This is a genomic window from Streptomyces paradoxus, from assembly GCF_014202475.1.
In the GTDB taxonomy this organism is placed as follows: Bacteria; Actinomycetota; Actinomycetes; order Streptomycetales; family Streptomycetaceae; genus Streptomyces; species Streptomyces paradoxus.
In genome coordinates, this window is record NZ_JACHGV010000017.1 from 129,586 (window position 1) to 145,770 (window position 16,185).

At 70.8% G+C, this 16,185-nt stretch carries 11 protein-coding genes; 4 read left to right on the forward strand and 7 right to left on the reverse strand.

Annotated elements, in window-relative coordinates; genetic code table 11:
- Positions 1-350 precede the first annotated feature (350 nt).
- The 3 genes from HNR57_RS36180 to HNR57_RS36190 all read right to left on the reverse strand — a co-directional run bounded on the left by HNR57_RS36180 (position 351) and on the right by HNR57_RS36190 (position 8,149).
- Positions 351-3,020 (reverse strand): SpoIIE family protein phosphatase, encoded by a 2,670-nt coding sequence (locus HNR57_RS36180; RefSeq protein WP_246555340.1) that lies wholly within the window; start codon positions 3,018-3,020, stop codon positions 351-353.
- A 103-nt stretch (positions 3,021-3,123) separates the two neighbouring features.
- A complete protein-coding gene (locus tag HNR57_RS36185; RefSeq protein WP_184567100.1) occupies positions 3,124-7,395 on the reverse strand; it encodes a HAMP domain-containing protein in 4,272 nt (1,423 codons plus the stop codon).
- A gap of 349 nt (positions 7,396-7,744) precedes the next feature.
- Entirely contained in the window at positions 7,745-8,149 is a 405-nt protein-coding gene (locus HNR57_RS36190) for an STAS domain-containing protein (protein WP_313675753.1), read from the reverse strand.
- Positions 8,150-8,256: 107 nt separating this feature from the next.
- On the opposite strand from HNR57_RS36190, the gene HNR57_RS36195 reads away from it, so the two are divergent.
- The 4 genes from HNR57_RS36195 (at position 8,257) to HNR57_RS36210 (ending at position 12,533) form a co-directional block, all read left to right on the forward strand.
- Complete coding sequence (locus HNR57_RS36195) at positions 8,257-8,595, forward strand: helix-turn-helix transcriptional regulator (RefSeq protein ID WP_184567102.1); 339 nt, start codon at positions 8,257-8,259, stop codon at positions 8,593-8,595.
- Between the two features lie 44 nt (positions 8,596-8,639).
- Positions 8,640-9,794 (forward strand): ABC transporter substrate-binding protein, encoded by a 1,155-nt coding sequence (locus HNR57_RS36200; RefSeq protein ID WP_184567104.1) that lies wholly within the window; start codon positions 8,640-8,642, stop codon positions 9,792-9,794.
- 227 nt (positions 9,795-10,021) lie between these two features.
- Positions 10,022-11,110, forward strand: coding sequence for a homoserine dehydrogenase (locus tag HNR57_RS36205; RefSeq protein ID WP_184567106.1), 1,089 nt, complete (start codon positions 10,022-10,024; stop codon positions 11,108-11,110).
- A complete protein-coding gene (locus HNR57_RS36210) occupies positions 11,103-12,533 on the forward strand; it encodes an aldehyde dehydrogenase family protein (RefSeq protein ID WP_313675755.1) in 1,431 nt (476 codons plus the stop codon). Before HNR57_RS36205 ends, HNR57_RS36210 begins: the two co-directional genes overlap by 8 nt.
- Positions 12,534-12,603: 70 nt before the next feature.
- Here HNR57_RS36210 and HNR57_RS36215 read toward each other — a convergent pair whose 3' ends face one another.
- From HNR57_RS36215 to HNR57_RS36230, 4 genes are all read right to left on the reverse strand, one after another.
- Positions 12,604-13,065 (reverse strand): Lrp/AsnC family transcriptional regulator, encoded by a 462-nt coding sequence (locus HNR57_RS36215; protein ID WP_184567108.1) that lies wholly within the window; start codon positions 13,063-13,065, stop codon positions 12,604-12,606.
- Positions 13,066-13,204: 139 nt separating this feature from the next.
- Positions 13,205-14,176: a succinylglutamate desuccinylase/aspartoacylase family protein gene (locus tag HNR57_RS36220; RefSeq protein ID WP_184567110.1), complete on the reverse strand. Its 972-nt coding sequence runs from the start codon at positions 14,174-14,176 to the stop codon at positions 13,205-13,207.
- 18 nt (positions 14,177-14,194) lie between these two features.
- Positions 14,195-15,334, reverse strand: coding sequence for an N-methyl-L-tryptophan oxidase (solA, locus tag HNR57_RS36225; protein WP_313675757.1), 1,140 nt, complete (start codon positions 15,332-15,334; stop codon positions 14,195-14,197).
- Between the two features lie 386 nt (positions 15,335-15,720).
- Complete coding sequence (locus HNR57_RS36230) at positions 15,721-16,029, reverse strand: hypothetical protein (protein ID WP_184567112.1); 309 nt, start codon at positions 16,027-16,029, stop codon at positions 15,721-15,723.
- Positions 16,030-16,185: the final 156 nt, after the last annotated feature.

Consider the following 16,185-nt stretch of genomic DNA (forward strand, 5'->3'; position numbering starts at 1 on the left):
GGACGTACTGTCGCACGTCACGACGCCGATCCGGGAGGCACCGGCACCATGGACGAGCAGCGGCCTTCGTCCGACGACGCGTTAAAACGCGGCGGCGGACACGTTCGAGCGGCTGCGTCCGCGGCTGTTCGGCATCGCCTGCCGCGTCCTCGGCAGCGTGTCCGAAGCCGAGGACGTGGTGCAGGACGTGTGGATGCGCCGACAGGGCGCCGACCGGAGCACGGTGCTGGACCAGGGCGCGTTCACTGAGGTGCTGACTCACCGGAGAGACAGGGCGGGTTCCGGATCTGTGACAGCCGGGCCGGACGGACCGAGCCTGTTTCAGCGCCTCGGACCAGCGGCCGGCGTCCTCATCCCACCCGGATGCCCACGATGCACGTGTCGTCGTCGGTGTCCGACTTGCTGTAGGTCAGGAGGCGGTCCAGCTGCTGGTCGAGTGTGCTGGGTGCCGCGCGGGCGGTGGTCAGGAGATGGGTCAGGGACTCCTCCACAGGGCGATCGCGGCGTTCGACCAGGCCGTCCGTGTACATCAACAGGGTGTCTCCAGGGGCCAGTTGGAGCTCGGTCTCCTCGTACACGGCCTCCGGCACCGCTCCGAGCAGCAGCCCCTTGACCAGGGGCAGGGGGTCCGCCTCGGTGTCCCGGACGAGTACGGGCGGCAGATGTCCCGCCCGGGCCCAGCGCAGCGTCCGCTTGACCGGGTCGTACAGCCCGCACACCGCGGTCGCGGTGACGGCACCCGTCAGATGGTGCGCCACGATGTTGAGCCATGACAGCAACTGGCCCGGCCCGGCGCCGGTCACCGCGAGGCCGCGCAGCGCGTTGCGCAGGACGACCATGCTGGTGGCGGCCTCGATGCCGTGGCCGGCCACGTCCCCCACGCACAGCAGCACCTTGCGGGACGGCAGGACGACGGCGTCGTACCAGTCGCCGCCCACCAGCTGCTCGGTCTCCGCGGGCCGGTACCGGACGGCCACCTGGAGCCCGGCCACCTGCAAGGGCGCCTGGGTGGGGGGCATGATGGCGTGCTGCAACTGCAGGGTCAGCCGGTTGCGTTCGGTGGCCTGCTGCTCGGTGTGCGCCAGCTGGTCGCGGGTGGCGGCGAGCGCCACCTCGGTCCAGTGCTGGGCCGAGATGTCCTGGTAGGCGCCACGCACCAGGAGCAGCCGGTCGTCGGTGTCGAGCACCGGTTCGGCGACGATCCGGATGTGCCGGGTCACGCCGTCCGGCCGCTGCAGCCGGAAAGCCGCGGCCGCCGGCCGCCGGTGGTGCAGCAGCGTGCGCAGGAAGCGGCGGATGGAAACGCCGTCGTCCGGGTGAGCGTGGGCCGGCAGTTCCTCCAGGGCCACGGGGGTGCTCGTCTGCGAGCGCCCGTAGAGGTCGAAGAGCTGCCCGTTCCAGGTGATCTCACCGGTGAGCACGTTCTCCTCGAACCCGCCGATACGGCCGAGCCGCTGGGCGTGCTGGAGCAGGCTCGCCAGTCGCGCCGCCTCGTCCTCGATACGCCAGATCAGGAGCACGGACATGCCGTGGCGGCTGATGCTGATGTCGGCCACCGCCGAGAGGGGGACCTGGTCGACGAGGGCGGTGAGGTTCATCCGGCGGGCCCGGAAGGGCTCGCCGGTGGCGTAGACCCGCTCGACGCGCTGGAACAACTCGCTTTCCCCGGCGGCCATCGGATAGGCCTCCAGGAGCAGCGCGCCGTTCACGACCGCCCGCGGCCTGCCCGCCGGGTCCAGGAACCGGCTGTTCACGTGCTGGATGCGGAAGTCCACCAGGTGCCCGTCGGCGTCGAGGTGCGGCACCAGGACGAGGGCGGGGTCGTGCAGCCCGTCGGCCAGGTCCATCAGCTCGGCGGCGTCCGGCAGGACGCGCGGCTCCTGGGCCGCTCCCCGTGGCGGAGCGTACGTCTCCAGTGTGTGGGCGCACAGTTCGGCCAGCGCCTCCACCTGGCGGACGATCTGCGGCGGCTGCGGTGCGAGGGGGCCCGGCCAGGCGATCTCCAGCACGCCGTGGATGCGGCCGCCGGTGCCGGCGGGCAGGGCGGCCCGGCCGCCGTCCGGATGGTGGTGCAGGCCGATGCTGGGCAGTCCGGTCCCGCTGAGCGTGGTGATCCACTGACCCTCGCGCTCGATGAGGCCCCGCCGCGCCACGGTCACCACGTCCGGCGGGACGTACCGCCAGCGCGCCGCCTCGGCCGGTGAGAATCCGGCGCTGCCCGCGAGGGTGAGCGAACCGTCGGAGCCTGCGGCCCAGATGGCCACGGCCACCGCGCCGAGCGGGCGCAGCGCCTGCTCCAGCAGGGCGTCCGCTACGGCCTGGGCGTCGTCCGCCGCCAGAACGCCGCTCTCGGCCGCGCGCAGGCGTACGGCGGCCGATTCGGTCTCGGCCTCGTCGGCGGCCCGGGTGGCGGCGAGGAAGGCGTCCGTCACCTCGGACATCCGGTCCCGGGCGGCCTGGTTGATGACGTCGACGGCGAGTTCCAGGGGGGTGACCTGGGCCTGCTCGGCCAGCTGGGCGAGCTGCCGGGCGGCCTGGGCGGGCCCGCACTTCAGCCGCTCGACCAGGACGCCCTTGGCGAGCTCGACCAGGGCACGCCCTTCGGCCTCCGCCTGGGCGGCCCGCACCTCCCGGCTGAGCCGTTCCACGGTGGCGGCGAGCCGTCCCACCGGGGAGGCCGACGACAGGTTCTCCAGGAGGTCGGCGGGCGAGTCGTCGGCGGCCCACGGTTCGCCCTGCGATGCCGGCTGCCGCCCGTCGGGCGTCGTCGCGTCGCCGTCGGAGGTCTCGGACTCCGCGTCGGTGGTCTTGCGCTCCGCGTGGGTGGTTTCGGACTCCACGTCGGTGGTCTTCGACACCTCGTCGGGGGTGCTCGGCACCGCGTCGGAGGTCTTCGGCTCCTCGTCGGCGGCCGGGGGCAGGGCGTCGGACGTCACCGACGGCGGGGCGGAGCCGGGTCCGGTGGCCGCGTGGCGCTCCGGCTCACCGTCCTGACCCGGTCGGCGCGGCTGCTCGGACATGCTCACGGTGTGGATGCTCCTCGGCTGGAGCGCCCTGGGGCGCGGAACGACGGGCGCTGCGGGGCGCCCGGTCCGCAGATGAGCGGGCCGGGCGCCGGTGTGCTCATGCGGGCAGCCAGCGGCGGACGCAGGCCATGAGGTCGCGCGTGTCGACGGGCTTGGTGACGTAGTCGCTGGCACCCGAGGCGAGGCTCTTGTCCCGGTCGCCCGGCATCGCCTTCGCCGTGACGGCGATGATGGGCAGCTCGGCGTACTGCGGCATCCGCCGGATCTCGGCCGTCGCGGTGTAGCCGTCCATCTCCGGCATCATCACGTCCATCAGCACGAGGGCGACGTCCGGGTTGTTCACCAGCGTCTCGATGCCCCTGCGCCCGTTCTCGGCGTGCAGGACGCGGAAGCCCTGCAACTCCAGGATGCCGCTCAGCGCGAAGAGGTTCCGCGCGTCGTCGTCGACGACGAGGACGGTGCGGCCGGCCGACGCGTCGTCGACGGAGGGGGGCGTCAGATGCTGCGGCCCCTCGTTACGGACGAGGGAGAGCACGTCACCGGGCTCCTCGGCGGACAGGTGCAGGGCGATGCGCTCGCGCAGCTCGTCGAGGCTGGACAGCAACTCCAGTGCGCCGCCCTCCGAGCGGGAGCGCAGCGTCTCGTCCAGGGGCACGTCCGTGGGGTGGCTGCTGTGCACCAGCACCGGGACGCTCGTCAGCGCCGAGTCGCCTTCCAGGGCCTGGAGGAAGCGGGACGCCTCGCCGTCAGGCATGCCCAGCTCCAGGACGACGCAGTGGCACGGCTCGGAGGCGAGGGCACCGGCCGCCTCCTGCGCGCCGACGGCGGTGATGATGTCGACCGCGGGCCGCTGGGCGCCGTCGGCGCGGCCGTGCGTGAGATCGGCGACCACGCTCTCCGCGACGAGGGTCAGCAGACCGCGCGACCGCTCCTCCACGACCAGCAGGCGCCGGGGCCGTGGCCCGGGCCCGATCTGCGGCACCGGCACCGAACCGGCCAGTCCCTGCGGCACGGGTTCGGCCGAGGCCCGTTCCGGGGTTCTGCCGTGGCCGAGCAGTTCCTCGAAGTCGGGACGCGCCACGGGCAGGAAGAGTGTGAACGTACTGCCCTGGCCGGGCGTGCTGTGCACGGACACGGCACCGCCGAGCAGTTGGGCGATCTCCCGTGTGATGGACAGACCCAGGCCGGTGCCGCCGTACTTGCGGCTCGTCGTGCCGTCCGCCTGCTGGAAGGCGCCGAAGATCGTCTCCAGGTGCTGCTCGGGGATGCCGATGCCGGTGTCCTTGACGCGGAAGGCCACCACGGCGGCGCCCCGGACCACGCCCGGGGGCACCTCGTCGTCCGACGCGGGCTCGATGCTCAGCTCCACGCCGCCCTGCTCGGTGAACTTCACGGCGTTCGACAGGAGGTTGCGCAGCACCTGGCGCAGCCGGGAGTCGTCCGTGAGCACGTCCGCGGGCGCGCCGGGAGCGGTCGTCACCGTGAACTCCAGGCTCTTCTGCGTCGTCATCGGCCGGAAGGTGGCCTCGACGTACTCGATGAGCTGCCGCAGTGTCACCCGCTCGGGCGTCACGTCCATCTTGCCGGCCTCGACCTTCGACAGGTCGAGGATGTCGTTGATCAGCTGCAGCAGATCCGAACCGGCGGAATGGATGATCTGGGCGTACTCGACCTGCTTGGGCGTGAGATTGCGCGACGGGTTCTGCGCCAGCAACTGGGCCAGGATGAGCAGGCTGTTGAGCGGGGTGCGCAGTTCGTGGCTCATGTTGGCCAGGAACTCCGACTTGTACTTCGAGGCCAGCGACAGCTGCTGGGCGCGGGTCTCCAGTTCCTGGCGCGCCTGCTCGATCTGCAGGTTCTTCGCCTCGATGTCCCGGTTCTGCGCCACCAGCAGCGAGGCCTTCTCCTCCAGTTCCGCGTTGGAGCGCTGCAGTTCCTCCTGCTGCACCTGCAACTCCGTGGAGCGTGCCTGGAGTTCGACCGTGAGGCGCTGCGACTCGACCAGCAGCTCGTCGGTGCGAGCGTTGGCCACGATCGTGTTGACGTTGACGCCGATGGTCTCCATCAGCTGCGCGAGGAAGTCCCGGTGGATCTGGGTGAAGCGGGTGACCGAGGCCAGCTCGATGACGCCGAGGACCTGGCCTTCCACGACGATGGGCAGCAGCACCAGGGCGCTCGGCACCACCTGGCCCAGGCCAGAGGAGATGGTCACGTAGCCGTCCGGCAGCTCTTCCACCATGATGGTGCGGCGGCTGCGCGCGGCCTGGCCGACCAGGGTGCGTCCGAAGGCGATGCGGGAGGGCCGGCTGCTCTCCTCCGGGTAGCCGTAGGAGCCGACGAGCCGCAGTTCGGGCCCGTCGTCGCCGTCCTCGGCGAGGTAGAAGGCCCCGTACTGGGCCGACACCAGCGGGACCAGCTCGTCCATGATCAGCTCGGCGACCACGGGCAGGTCGCGGTGGCCCTGCATCAGGCTCGAGATCCGGGCGAGGTTCGTCTTGAGCCAGTCCTGCTCCTGGTTGGCCCGGGTGGTCTCGCGCAGGGACTCCACCATCGAGTTGATGTTGTCCTTGAGCTCGGCGACCTCGCCGGACGCCTCCACGTTGATCGACCGGGTCAGGTCGCCCTCGGCGACGGCGCTGGTGACCTCGGCGATGGCCCGCACCTGACGGGTCAGGTTGCCGGCCAGTTCGTTGACGTTCTCCGTCAGGCGCTTCCACGTGCCGGAGACGCCCTCGACCTCGGCCTGGCCGCCGAGCCGCCCCTCGGTGCCGACCTCGCGGGCGACACGCGTCACCTCGTCGGCGAACGCGGACAGCTGGTCGACCATCGTGTTGATCGTCGTCTTCAGTTCGAGGATCTCACCGCGGGCGTCCACGTCGATCTTCTTCGACAGGTCGCCCCTGGCCACCGCGGTCGTCACCAGCGCGATGTTGCGCACTTGGCCGGTGAGGTTGTTGGCCATGGAGTTGACGTTGTCGGTGAGGTCCTTCCAGGTGCCGGCGACGTTCGGCACGTGGGCCTGGCCGCCGAGGCGCCCCTCGGTGCCGACCTCACGGGCGACGCGCGTGACCTCGTCCGCGAAGGCCGACAGCGTGTCGACCATGGTGTTGATGACCTCGGCCAGCGCCGCGACCTCGCCCGCGGCCTCCACCGTGATGCGCTGCGAGAGATCACCGCGCGCGACGGCGGTGGCGACCTGGGCGATGGAGCGGACCTGGCCGGTCAGGTTCGACGCCATCACATTGACGTTGTCGGTGAGGTCCTTCCAGGTCCCCGACACCCCGCGCACCTGGGCCTGGCCACCGAGGCGGCCTTCGGTGCCGACCTCACGGGCGACGCGCGTGACCTCGTCGGCGAACGCGGACAGCTGGTCCACCATCGTGTTGATGGTGCTCTTCAGCTCCAGGATCTCCCCGCGCGCGTCCACGGTGATCTTCTGCGAGAGGTCGCCCTTCGCGACCGCCGTGGCCACCAGGGCGATGTTGCGGACCTGGCCGGTCAGGTTGCCCGCCATGAAGTTCACCGAGTCGGTGAGGTCGCGCCAGGTGCCCTTGACGCCCTTGACGTCCGCCTGGCCGCCGAGGCGTCCCTCGGTACCGACCTCGCGGGCGACGCGCGTGACCTCGTCCGCGAACGCGGACAGCTGGTCGACCATCGTGTTGATGGTGCTCTTCAGCTCCAGGATCTCGCCCCGCGCGTCCACGGTGATCTTCTGCGAGAGGTCCCCCTCCGCGACGGCCGTGGTGACCTGGGCGATGGAGCGGACCTGGCTGGTGAGGTTGCCCGCCATGTGGTTCACGGAGTCGGTCAGATCGCGCCAGACCCCGGCCACGCCCGGCACCTGGGCCTGCCCGCCGAGCCGTCCCTCGCTGCCGACCTCGCGGGCGACGCGGGTGACCTCGTCGGCGAACGCGGACAGCTGGTCGACCATCGTGTTGACGGTCTCCTTCAGCTGGAGGATCTCGCCGCGGGCGGGCACGTCGATCTTCTGCGAGAGGTCGCCCTTGGCCACCGCCGTGGCCACCTGGGCGATGTCGCGGACCTGGGTGGTCAGGTTGCCGGCCATGGCGTTGACCGAGTCGGTCAGGTCGGCCCAGGTGCCCGAGACACCCGGCACCTCCGCCTGCCCGCCGAGGGTGCCCTCGGTGCCGACCTCGCGGGCCACCCGGGTGACTTCGGAGGTGAACACGGACAGCTGGTCCACCATGCCGTTGAAGACCTTGGCGATGTCGCCCATGAGGCCGTCGGCGTCGTCCGGCAGCCGGGTGCCGAAGTCCCCGTCGCGTACGGCTGTCAGGCCGGCCAGCAGTCGTCGCAACTCCTGGTCGCCCGGCACCGCATCGACGACGCCAGTGCTGTCGCTGGTCATGCGCACCCTCGTTCCGCTCCCCAAGAGCCCTCGAAACCGAGAACTCGGAACCCCCGGACCGATGGGCGGCCCGGTTGTCGTGCATGCATCTCCGCAGTCACGGATGTGTATGTGATGTGGAAATACGCCGCAGGTTAACCCACGTTTAAAGCCCTGAACAAAGCAGGAGCCGCCGCCCTCACCGAACAGCGGCGCCCTGTCACGAGCCCCTCGGGAGACGCCTGGATCAACGTCTACGGCAGTGCCGCACATGCCCGGGCGAGCCCCGTCCCCGCCGCTGCCTGACGGATCTTCCGCAGGCTATGCCGCCGGTCCTCTTCTGTGAAGAAGACGTGAGCACGACGGCGGCTCAGGAGACGGCGGCGTCATCGACCGACGCCCGCATCTGCAGGAGGCTGTCGACTCCGGTGATCTCACAGAGCCGCTGGAGCTGCAGCGAAGGGGCGACCACGCGCAGGGTGCCCGTTCGGTGCGTGAGGATCAGCACATTCAGCAGCGTGGAGTCCGCGAAGGTGATGCCGGAGGCGTCCAGGATCACCTTCGGATACCTGCCGACCGCGCTGGACAGCGCGTCTGCCAACGGCGTGATCGAGTCCATGTCGTAGGCGCCACGGGCGACGACGACCCAGGCCCCGTGCCGTTCGTACTGCGACAGCCCAGCCCCTGGACGGGTATGCGCGGGGGCCTGCTGCGGGAGCGGCTTGGCGCCGGTGTCACGCGTGAGCGCGGGCATGCCGACCTGGTCCCAGGGCACCTTCGGGCTCCTTCTGTGCCTCTCCCGAACGGGAGCACGTCATCTGTTGCATGAAAACTATGTCACGTATCTACGTTCCGGCAACGGGGTCCCCTAAAATGCTGCGCATGGTCGGAGTGCCCCAGTCCCACACCGGATGGACGTTCATCACCAGCCACGCGCGCGTTCTGGCAGCCATTGCCGACAACCCGAACGCCCGCATCCGCGACATCGCCGCCCGCTGCCGGCTCACGGAGCGCGCCGTCTCACGGATCATCTCCGATCTCGAACAGGACGGTTACCTGTCCCACACCCGGGACGGGCGCACGAACAACTACCGCATCGAGCCGGACAAGGTGCTGCGCCACCCGGCCGAAGCGGGCCTGTCCGTGGCGTCCCTGCTCTCCCTGCTCGTCCAGGACGAGACGGACCGCGTCAGGAAGCCGGTCGCTCAGCAGCTCCCCTGAACAGGGCGGGAAACCGGTTGCCCATCGGCGTCGGGGTGGATGCAATGGCCGGCATGGTCAACCAGGTGCGCCCGCAGCGGCGAGACGACAACCAGCCGTACGACCGGGCCCTGCCCCTGGGCGATCCCGGCGAGTCCGTCCGGATCGGCGCCCTCGTCCCGCTGGCCCGGCCCGGCTGGGTCCAGGCGGGCCGACACCTGCTCGCCGGGCTGGAAGCGGCCGTTCGCGACGTCAACGACGGCGGCGGAATCTCCGGGACACCGCTTGAGCTCGTCGTCCGGGACACCGCGGCTGATCCGCGGAGGGCCGAGGCGGCCGTCGAGGAACTGGCCCGCCTGGGTGTGACCGCCCTGGCGGGCGAGTACCACAGTGTCGTCGCTCGCGCCGCCGCCACCCGGGCCGACGCGCTCGGTCTGCCGTTCCTCTGCTCGTCGTCGGTTCTCGACGCGCTCACCGACCAGCCGACGGACTGGATCGCCCGCCTCTCCCCGCCGCAGTCCCGCGGCTGGCAGGTGTACGCGGACTTCCTCCTCGGCGCGGGCCGCGACCGGATCGCCGTTGCCGCCGAGCCGAGTGTCTACTGGGCGTCCGGGGCCCGCATTCTGCGGGAGTACGTCACTCAACGCGGCGGCAGCGTCATCGAACTCGACGCCCGCGCACTCGCCCCCGCGGCCCTGTGCGACGAACTGGCCGGCCGGCGCGCGACAGCCCTCCTCCTCCTGACCGGCCTTCCGGATCCGGCGGTGCCGATCGTCAGGTCGGTCCGCCGCGACCGGCGCCTCGCCGAGCTCATGATCGGTGCACCGGCCGGGCAACCCGAGTTCGCCGAGTGGGGGACGCTGCTGGGCGGCGACGGTGCCGGGATGCCGTTTCTGCGCTACCTGCCCGAGCGGCTCACCCCCCTCGGTGCACGCGTCGAGGCGGCCCTGCGCGAGCGGTTGACCGAAGCGCCCTCCTTCGTCGCCTTCGAGGGCTACGACACGGTCACCCTCCTCGCCGAGGTGCTGCGTTCTCACGGCACGGACCGGTCTCGCATCGCGGCGGCCTGGCCGCGCGTGGCGGTCGACGGCACCCGCGGGCAGATCCGGTTCTCCCGCGTGCCGGGCATCGATGTGTGGCAGTGGGCTGGGGCCCCCATCCAGGTCGTCGACCGGGATCCGGCGCATCCCGACCGCTTGCGAGTGCTGCACACGGGCTGAGCAACGGCCGGGGTTGAGGCCGACGAGCGCCCTGGAACGCCTTGGTGTCGAAGGCATCGAATGGGGGTCTCGCCGTTCCCACCGGGCCTGGGGTGGGCGAATCGTCATGGCAACCGTGCAGATCGGCATGCCGGGTGGTCGTCGCGGCATGGAGCAGGTGACAGGCAGGGAAGCGAGGCTCTGAGCAGCCGCACCGTGAAGGCGGCGGACTGCGAAGGAGCGATCTCATGGGCCGGTACGATCTCGCCCTCATCGGATTCGGCGGCGTCAATCGCGCGCTTGCCGAACTCATATCCCAGAGCGGTGAACGCCTGGCCAGGGAGCTGGGCTTCGCCCTGCGGGTGGTGGCGATCACCGATCTGCGGGCCGGTTCCCTGGTGGACCCCGACGGCATCGAGCTGGCGCCGCTGCTGGCCACCGAGCCCGGGGAGCTGAGCTTCGCGGGCCTGGCCGGCGGCAGCGCGGATCCGCGCAACGAGTCGGTGATCCGCGAGGTGCCGGCCGACATCGTCGTGGAGGCGACGTTCACCAACCCCACCGACGGCGAGCCCGCCCTCTCCCACGTGCGCTGGGCCCTGGAATCGGGCAAGCACGTGTGCACCACCAACAAGGGACCGGTCGCACTCGCCGGCCGCGCGCTGAAGCAGCTGGCCGCCGAGCGTGATGTCAGCTTCGAGTTCGAGGGCTCGGTACTCAGCGGCACCCCCATCCTGCGCACCGCCGAGCGCATGTTCGGCGGCCTGGAGATCACAGGCGTCCAGGGCATCATGAACGGCACCTCGAACTACATCCTCGGCCGCCTCGAAGAGGGCATCGAACTGCCGGCCGCCATCGCCGAAGCGCAGAACCTCGGGTACGCCGAGGCCGACCCCACCGCCGACATCGAGGGCCACGACGTCCAGCTCAAGGTCATGATCCTGGCCAACGAGGTCCTCGGCGCCGACCTGCGCCGAGAGGACGTCTTCTGCGAGGGCATCTCGGCGATCACACCGAACGAAGTGCGGGACGCCGCCCGCAAGGGGCTGCGCTGGAAGCTGGTCGGCTCCGCCACCCGTCACGAGGACGGCAGCGTCGATGCCCGCGTCGCCCCGCTCGCCCTGCCGGCACACCACCCGCTGGCGGGGATCTCCGGCCCCCTCAACGCGGTCGCCTTCCACACCGACCTCCTCGGCACCGTCACGGTCTGCGGGCCGGGCGCCGGCCGCATCGAGACCGCTTACGCCCTGCTGTCGGACATCATCGCCATCCACCAGCGCCACTCCGACGACGACACCGCCCCCACGCGCCCCGTTCTCCAGGAGACTCACCGTGTCTGAGACCATCATGGCCCCCGGCGCCGAACTCGGTACCGACACGGCACCCGTGCTCAACCCCTACACCGGCGACGTCATCGCCTCGGTGCCCACCGTCGACGCGGGCGCCGTCGGCAGCATCATGCAGCAGGCCAGGTGCGGTCGCCGCACCGCGGCCGCGCTGTCCCGCGCCTCCAGGGCCGCGGTGCTGGAACGCGCCGCCCACCTGGTCGAGCGGCGCGCCGAGTCCTTCGCCCGGCTGATCGTCGGTGAGGCCGGCAAGACCATCACTCAGGCCCGCAAGGAAGTCGCCCGCGCGGTCAACACCCTGTCCCTGTCCGGAGCGGAGGCACGGCGCAACGCCGGCGAGGTCATCCCCTTCGACTCCTATGAGGGCTCCGAGAAACGGCAGGGCTGGTTCACCCGCGAGCCGCTGGGCATCATCGCCGCCATCACCCCGTTCAACGACCCCCTCAATCTGGTCGCCCACAAGCTCGGTCCGGCCATCGCCGGGGGCAACGCGGTCCTCCTCAAACCGTCCGTGCTGACGCCGCTGTCCGCCCTGCGGCTGGTCGACACCCTCATCGAGGCCGGCCTGCCCGAGGAGATCGTCACCGTCGTCAACGGCGATGCCGGCATCGCCGCCGCGATCGTGGCCGCCCCCGACGTGCGCATGGTGTCCTTCACCGGCGGATTCACCACCGGCGAGGCCATCTCCCGCACGGCCGGCTTGAAAAAGCTCGCCATGGACCTGGGCGGCAACGCCCCGGTCATCGTCATGGACGACGCCGACCTGGACGAGGCCGTGGCCTCCTGTGTCTCCGGCGCGTATTGGGCCGCCGGCCAGAACTGCATCGGCACCCAGCGGATCCTCATCGCCCGCGAGGTCTACGAGCGCTTCCGCGACGCCTTCGTCGCCCGCACCAAGCTGCTGCGCGTCGGCGACCCGCTCGACGAGCGTACCGACGTCGGCCCGATGATCACCCAGGAGGCCGCGGCCGCCACCCGGGCCACGGTCGACACGGCGGTGGCCGAGGGCGCGGTGCTGCTGTGCGGCAACGACGCCACCGGAGCCCTGTACACGCCGACCGTCCTGGAAGACGTCCCGGCGACTTGCTCGATCTGGCAGGAGGAGGTGTTCGCCCCGGTCGTCGTGCTGCAGCCGTTCACGTCGTTCGAGGACGCCATCGAGCAGGCCAACGCCATCGACTACAGCCTCCACGCCGGCATCTTCACCTCGCGCCTGGACCGCGCCCTGACGGCGGCCCGGCTGCTGGAAGCCGGCGGAGTGATGATCAACGACTCGTCCGACTACCGCTTCGACGCCATGCCGTTCGGCGGGTTCAAGTACGGCAGCATGGGCCGCGAAGGCGTGCGCTTCGCCTTCGAGGAGATGACCCAGCCCAAGGTCGTCTGCGTCAACCACATCAGCGAAGTGGTCCAATGACCGCCTTCCGCACCGAGCGCGAACCCCCTGGCACCGAACGGTGACCGGCAAGGACCTGCCGATGCGCTGCTCACCCCGGTGCCGTTGAACTCCGCCCTCCTCGCCCACGGTTGACGACGCTGGACAGAGTGAGCGCGGTGACCGTGTCCCGTACACCGGGCATCTGGGCGATGTCCTCCCAGATGCCCCGTACGCGTTCCAGTGACGCCGCCTCCAGACGCACCATGATGTCGAAGTCACCGCTGAGGATCTCGCAGATGACGACCTCGGGGATGCGCTTGAGTGCCGCCAGGACATCGCCGCCACGCATGCGGTCCTGGCGGTGGACGAGCACGAGCGCCGAGACCACATCGCCGGTGCCGCCGCCTGTACGGACGATGGTGTAGCCGGCGATGTGGCCCTGGCGCTCCAGCCGTTCGATGCGCTGGCGCACCGCATTGCGGGACAGCAGCACCTTGCCGGCCAGTTCAGAGTGCGAGATGCGGGCGTTGCGGGTCAGCTCCGCGATGATCTTCTCGTTGATGGCGTCCATGGCGGACCTCCTTCTTCGCGCATCGTCCCTCGGCATCCCGGCTCACTCGGCGAGCTCACCTAGGTCTCGCGCAGGGCCACCACCGACAGCGAGCCAGCTCAGTGTGACGGGGGCGTTCAGCGGTTGGGCATGAGGCCCGTCAGTCATGGGGGGTGGCGATGGCGGCGAGGTGTGTGCCGGGGCGCACGGTCAGCCCGTTCATGTTGTAGATGATCATTCCGGTGGAGATGGCGGCGACCTTGTGTTCGGCGCCGTCGGCCGGGTCGATGATGCGGCCGATGGTCTGCCCCTCGGTCACCTCGTCGCCGGTCACCGCGTCCGGGTACCAGAGGCCTGCGGCCGGAGATTCGACCTCGCCGGTCCAGATCCAGTCGCGCGGCTGCACGGTCACCGGTGCGAGGTGCTGCGGCGCCTCGATGACGCCGAGGTGGTGCAGGAGCCGGTACAGGCCGTCGAGGAGCCTGCGTACGGTGGCCGGGTCCCGGTCGCCGAGCTGGCCGGTCTCGACGAGGATCGCGGGGATCCCCCGCCTGTTCGCCGCGGCGTGGCTGTTGCCGCCGTCCGGGCTGGTGCCGAAGATGACCCGCTCGTATCCGACCGCGTGGGCCATTCCCTTGATCTTCGCGCCCAGTTCGTCGTCGGAGGTCAGGCGGTAGCCGACGAAGTCGAGCAGGCGCTGGTCGATGCCGCCGCTGTGCAGGTCCACGTAGGCGTCGGCGCCGTCGATCAGGTGCTCGAACAGCCAGGCCGCCATCCGGTCGGTGGGGCCGCCGTCCTTGTCGCCGGGGAAGACGCGGTTGATGTTGACGCCGTCCAGCGGGGAGATGTTGAGCCTGCCCCCGTAAACGGCCGGGGGGTTGGCCACCGGGCAGATCACCAGCTGGCCGGCGACCTCTTCCGGTTCCAGCAGCCCGGCCAGGCGGGTGGCGGCGTCGACGCCGATGAACTCGCCGCCGTGGACGCCCCCGGTGATCACGACCCTGGGGCCGGGGCGGGAGCCGTTGACGAGGATCAGGGGCACCTCCACCGTCGTGGAGCCGAGGTCGGCGGACAGGCTCCCGCGGGTCTTCCGGCCGGGCTCGGCCCGCAGCGCGCCGATGGTCAGGGTCATGGCTCTCCTCGTTCGGGCTCAGGCCGCGGTGCGGCCCTTTGTGGTGATGAAGTCGATCGGCTGGGAGGTGCGGCCCTCCAGGGCGAGGTCCGCGGCGATGTCGCCCATGGCGGGCGAGATCTTGAAGCCCTGGCCGGAGAAGCCGGCCAGCAGGACGATGTCGTCGCAGCCCGGCAGGGGGCCGACCAGCGGGCGGGTGCTGTCGGTGTAGCCCTCCATGAAGACGGACAGGCGCACCGGGTCGGGGTTCAGGCCGGGCAGGTGGCGTCGCACCGCCGTGGTGAAGGTCTCCAGTTCTTCCGGTGCGACGGTCCGGTTCAGCCGGTTGGGATCGCCCACGAGCTTGTGGTGCGGCTGGGGCAGACCCAGCTTGACGGCCAGGCCGTCCGGGGACGGGATGCCGTAGAAGGGGGTGTCGCCGCAGCGGATGAAGGCGGGACGCTCGGCGTCCGCCGGGTGGTCCTCGTGGGGCAGGAACCAGGCGCTGATCGCGCGGTGGACGTTCACTTCCCACGGCAGGTCGGGCAGCAGGTCGCCCACCCACGGGCCCGGGGTGACGACCGCGGCGTCGAAGCGCTCGGTGTCGGTGTCGGTGCGGATCTCCACTCCTCCCCCGGCGACGGGAGTGACTTCCCGCACCGGGGTGTAGCGGCGGATCCGGGCCCCCAGCTCCTCGGCGCGCCGGGCCGCGGTCTGGACCGTCAGCTCGGGGCGGACGAAGCCCGCGTGGGAGTCGAGGACCACCAGGTCGCCGTCGTCGACACGGAACTGCGGGAAACGCTTCGTCATCGCCTCGGTGTCGATCACCTCGTGGTCGAGGCCGTGCTCGGCGATGCCGTCCATGACGGTACGCATCTCGGGGTCGTCGGCCGGCCCCATGACGAGGGCTCCGGTCAGACGGCGCAGTTCGCGCCCGGTCTCCGCCTGCAACCGTTTCCAGAGGGCGTCGGCGTGCCGGACGAGCGGGACATAGCGGCCGTCGTGGGTTTGCACACTGCGGAAGACCCGGGTCTCACCGCCTGCGGCACTGCGGTCGTGACCGGGCGCGAACCGGTCGTAGCCGACGACCTCGGCACCCCGGGTGGCCAGCCGCCAGGCGGCCTGGCTGCCCATCGTTCCCACGCCGACCACCGCGACGCGCTTCCTCGCAGCTGACACAGGACTTTCCTTTCGTAACGCCGGGCCGCAAGCTGGGCCCCGAGCGTGAGGATGCTTTGTGGCGGCTCGGGGAGGGCGCACCCTGGGGCCCCAAGGCTCGTGTTCGTCCCGGGCTCGGGAATCGATCCCCGCTCTCAAATACTCCCTTGTGCCACAATGTGGCATGTCGTGCTATTATCTGGCACAGAGAATGGCAGCGGCTCAGGGGGGAGTCAAGAGGTCCAGCGGATGGCCGCGTGACTCGACCTCACCTCGCCTGTGACCTTGCCCGGTCTTTGTGCACTGGCGGATGCCACTTCTTCCGGGACGGCGAAACGGTGACCGCGTCCCCACGCACGGGGAAGCTCCGCGCCGCCTCGCATCTGGGTTTCCGGGGGCGGCTCACGCTACAGACCCACCACTGGGGCCAGTTGGGACCGGAGGGTGCCGGCGTGGGGCTGCATAGAGCCGTCGAAGGCGGCGGATCCGATGGTGAAGGCGTCGGCTCCGGCTGATGCGAGTGCTTGTATCTGGTCGGTGTTGGTGATCGAGTCGGCGACGACCGCACGGCCGGTGGTGGCGGCGCGGACCAGGTCGAGAGGGTCGGCATCGGTGGCGCGGTGCGCGAGGAGGTCGACGCCGGCCCAGCCCGCGGCCTCGGCTCGTCGGCAGTCATCGGCGATGCGGTCCGGGTCGCGGTGCGACGATCGGGGCATCCGTTCGACTCGTGGTCGATCGGTCATGCTGCGGTCAGCGGTCGCCCGAGGCAGTGGGCGAGACGGAGAACAGGTCGTTCAGCTCCTTGCTGATGGTGATGCCCAGCAGGGTGTTCAGCCAGCGGTGTACCCGCCGTCGACGGTCAGGACCGATCC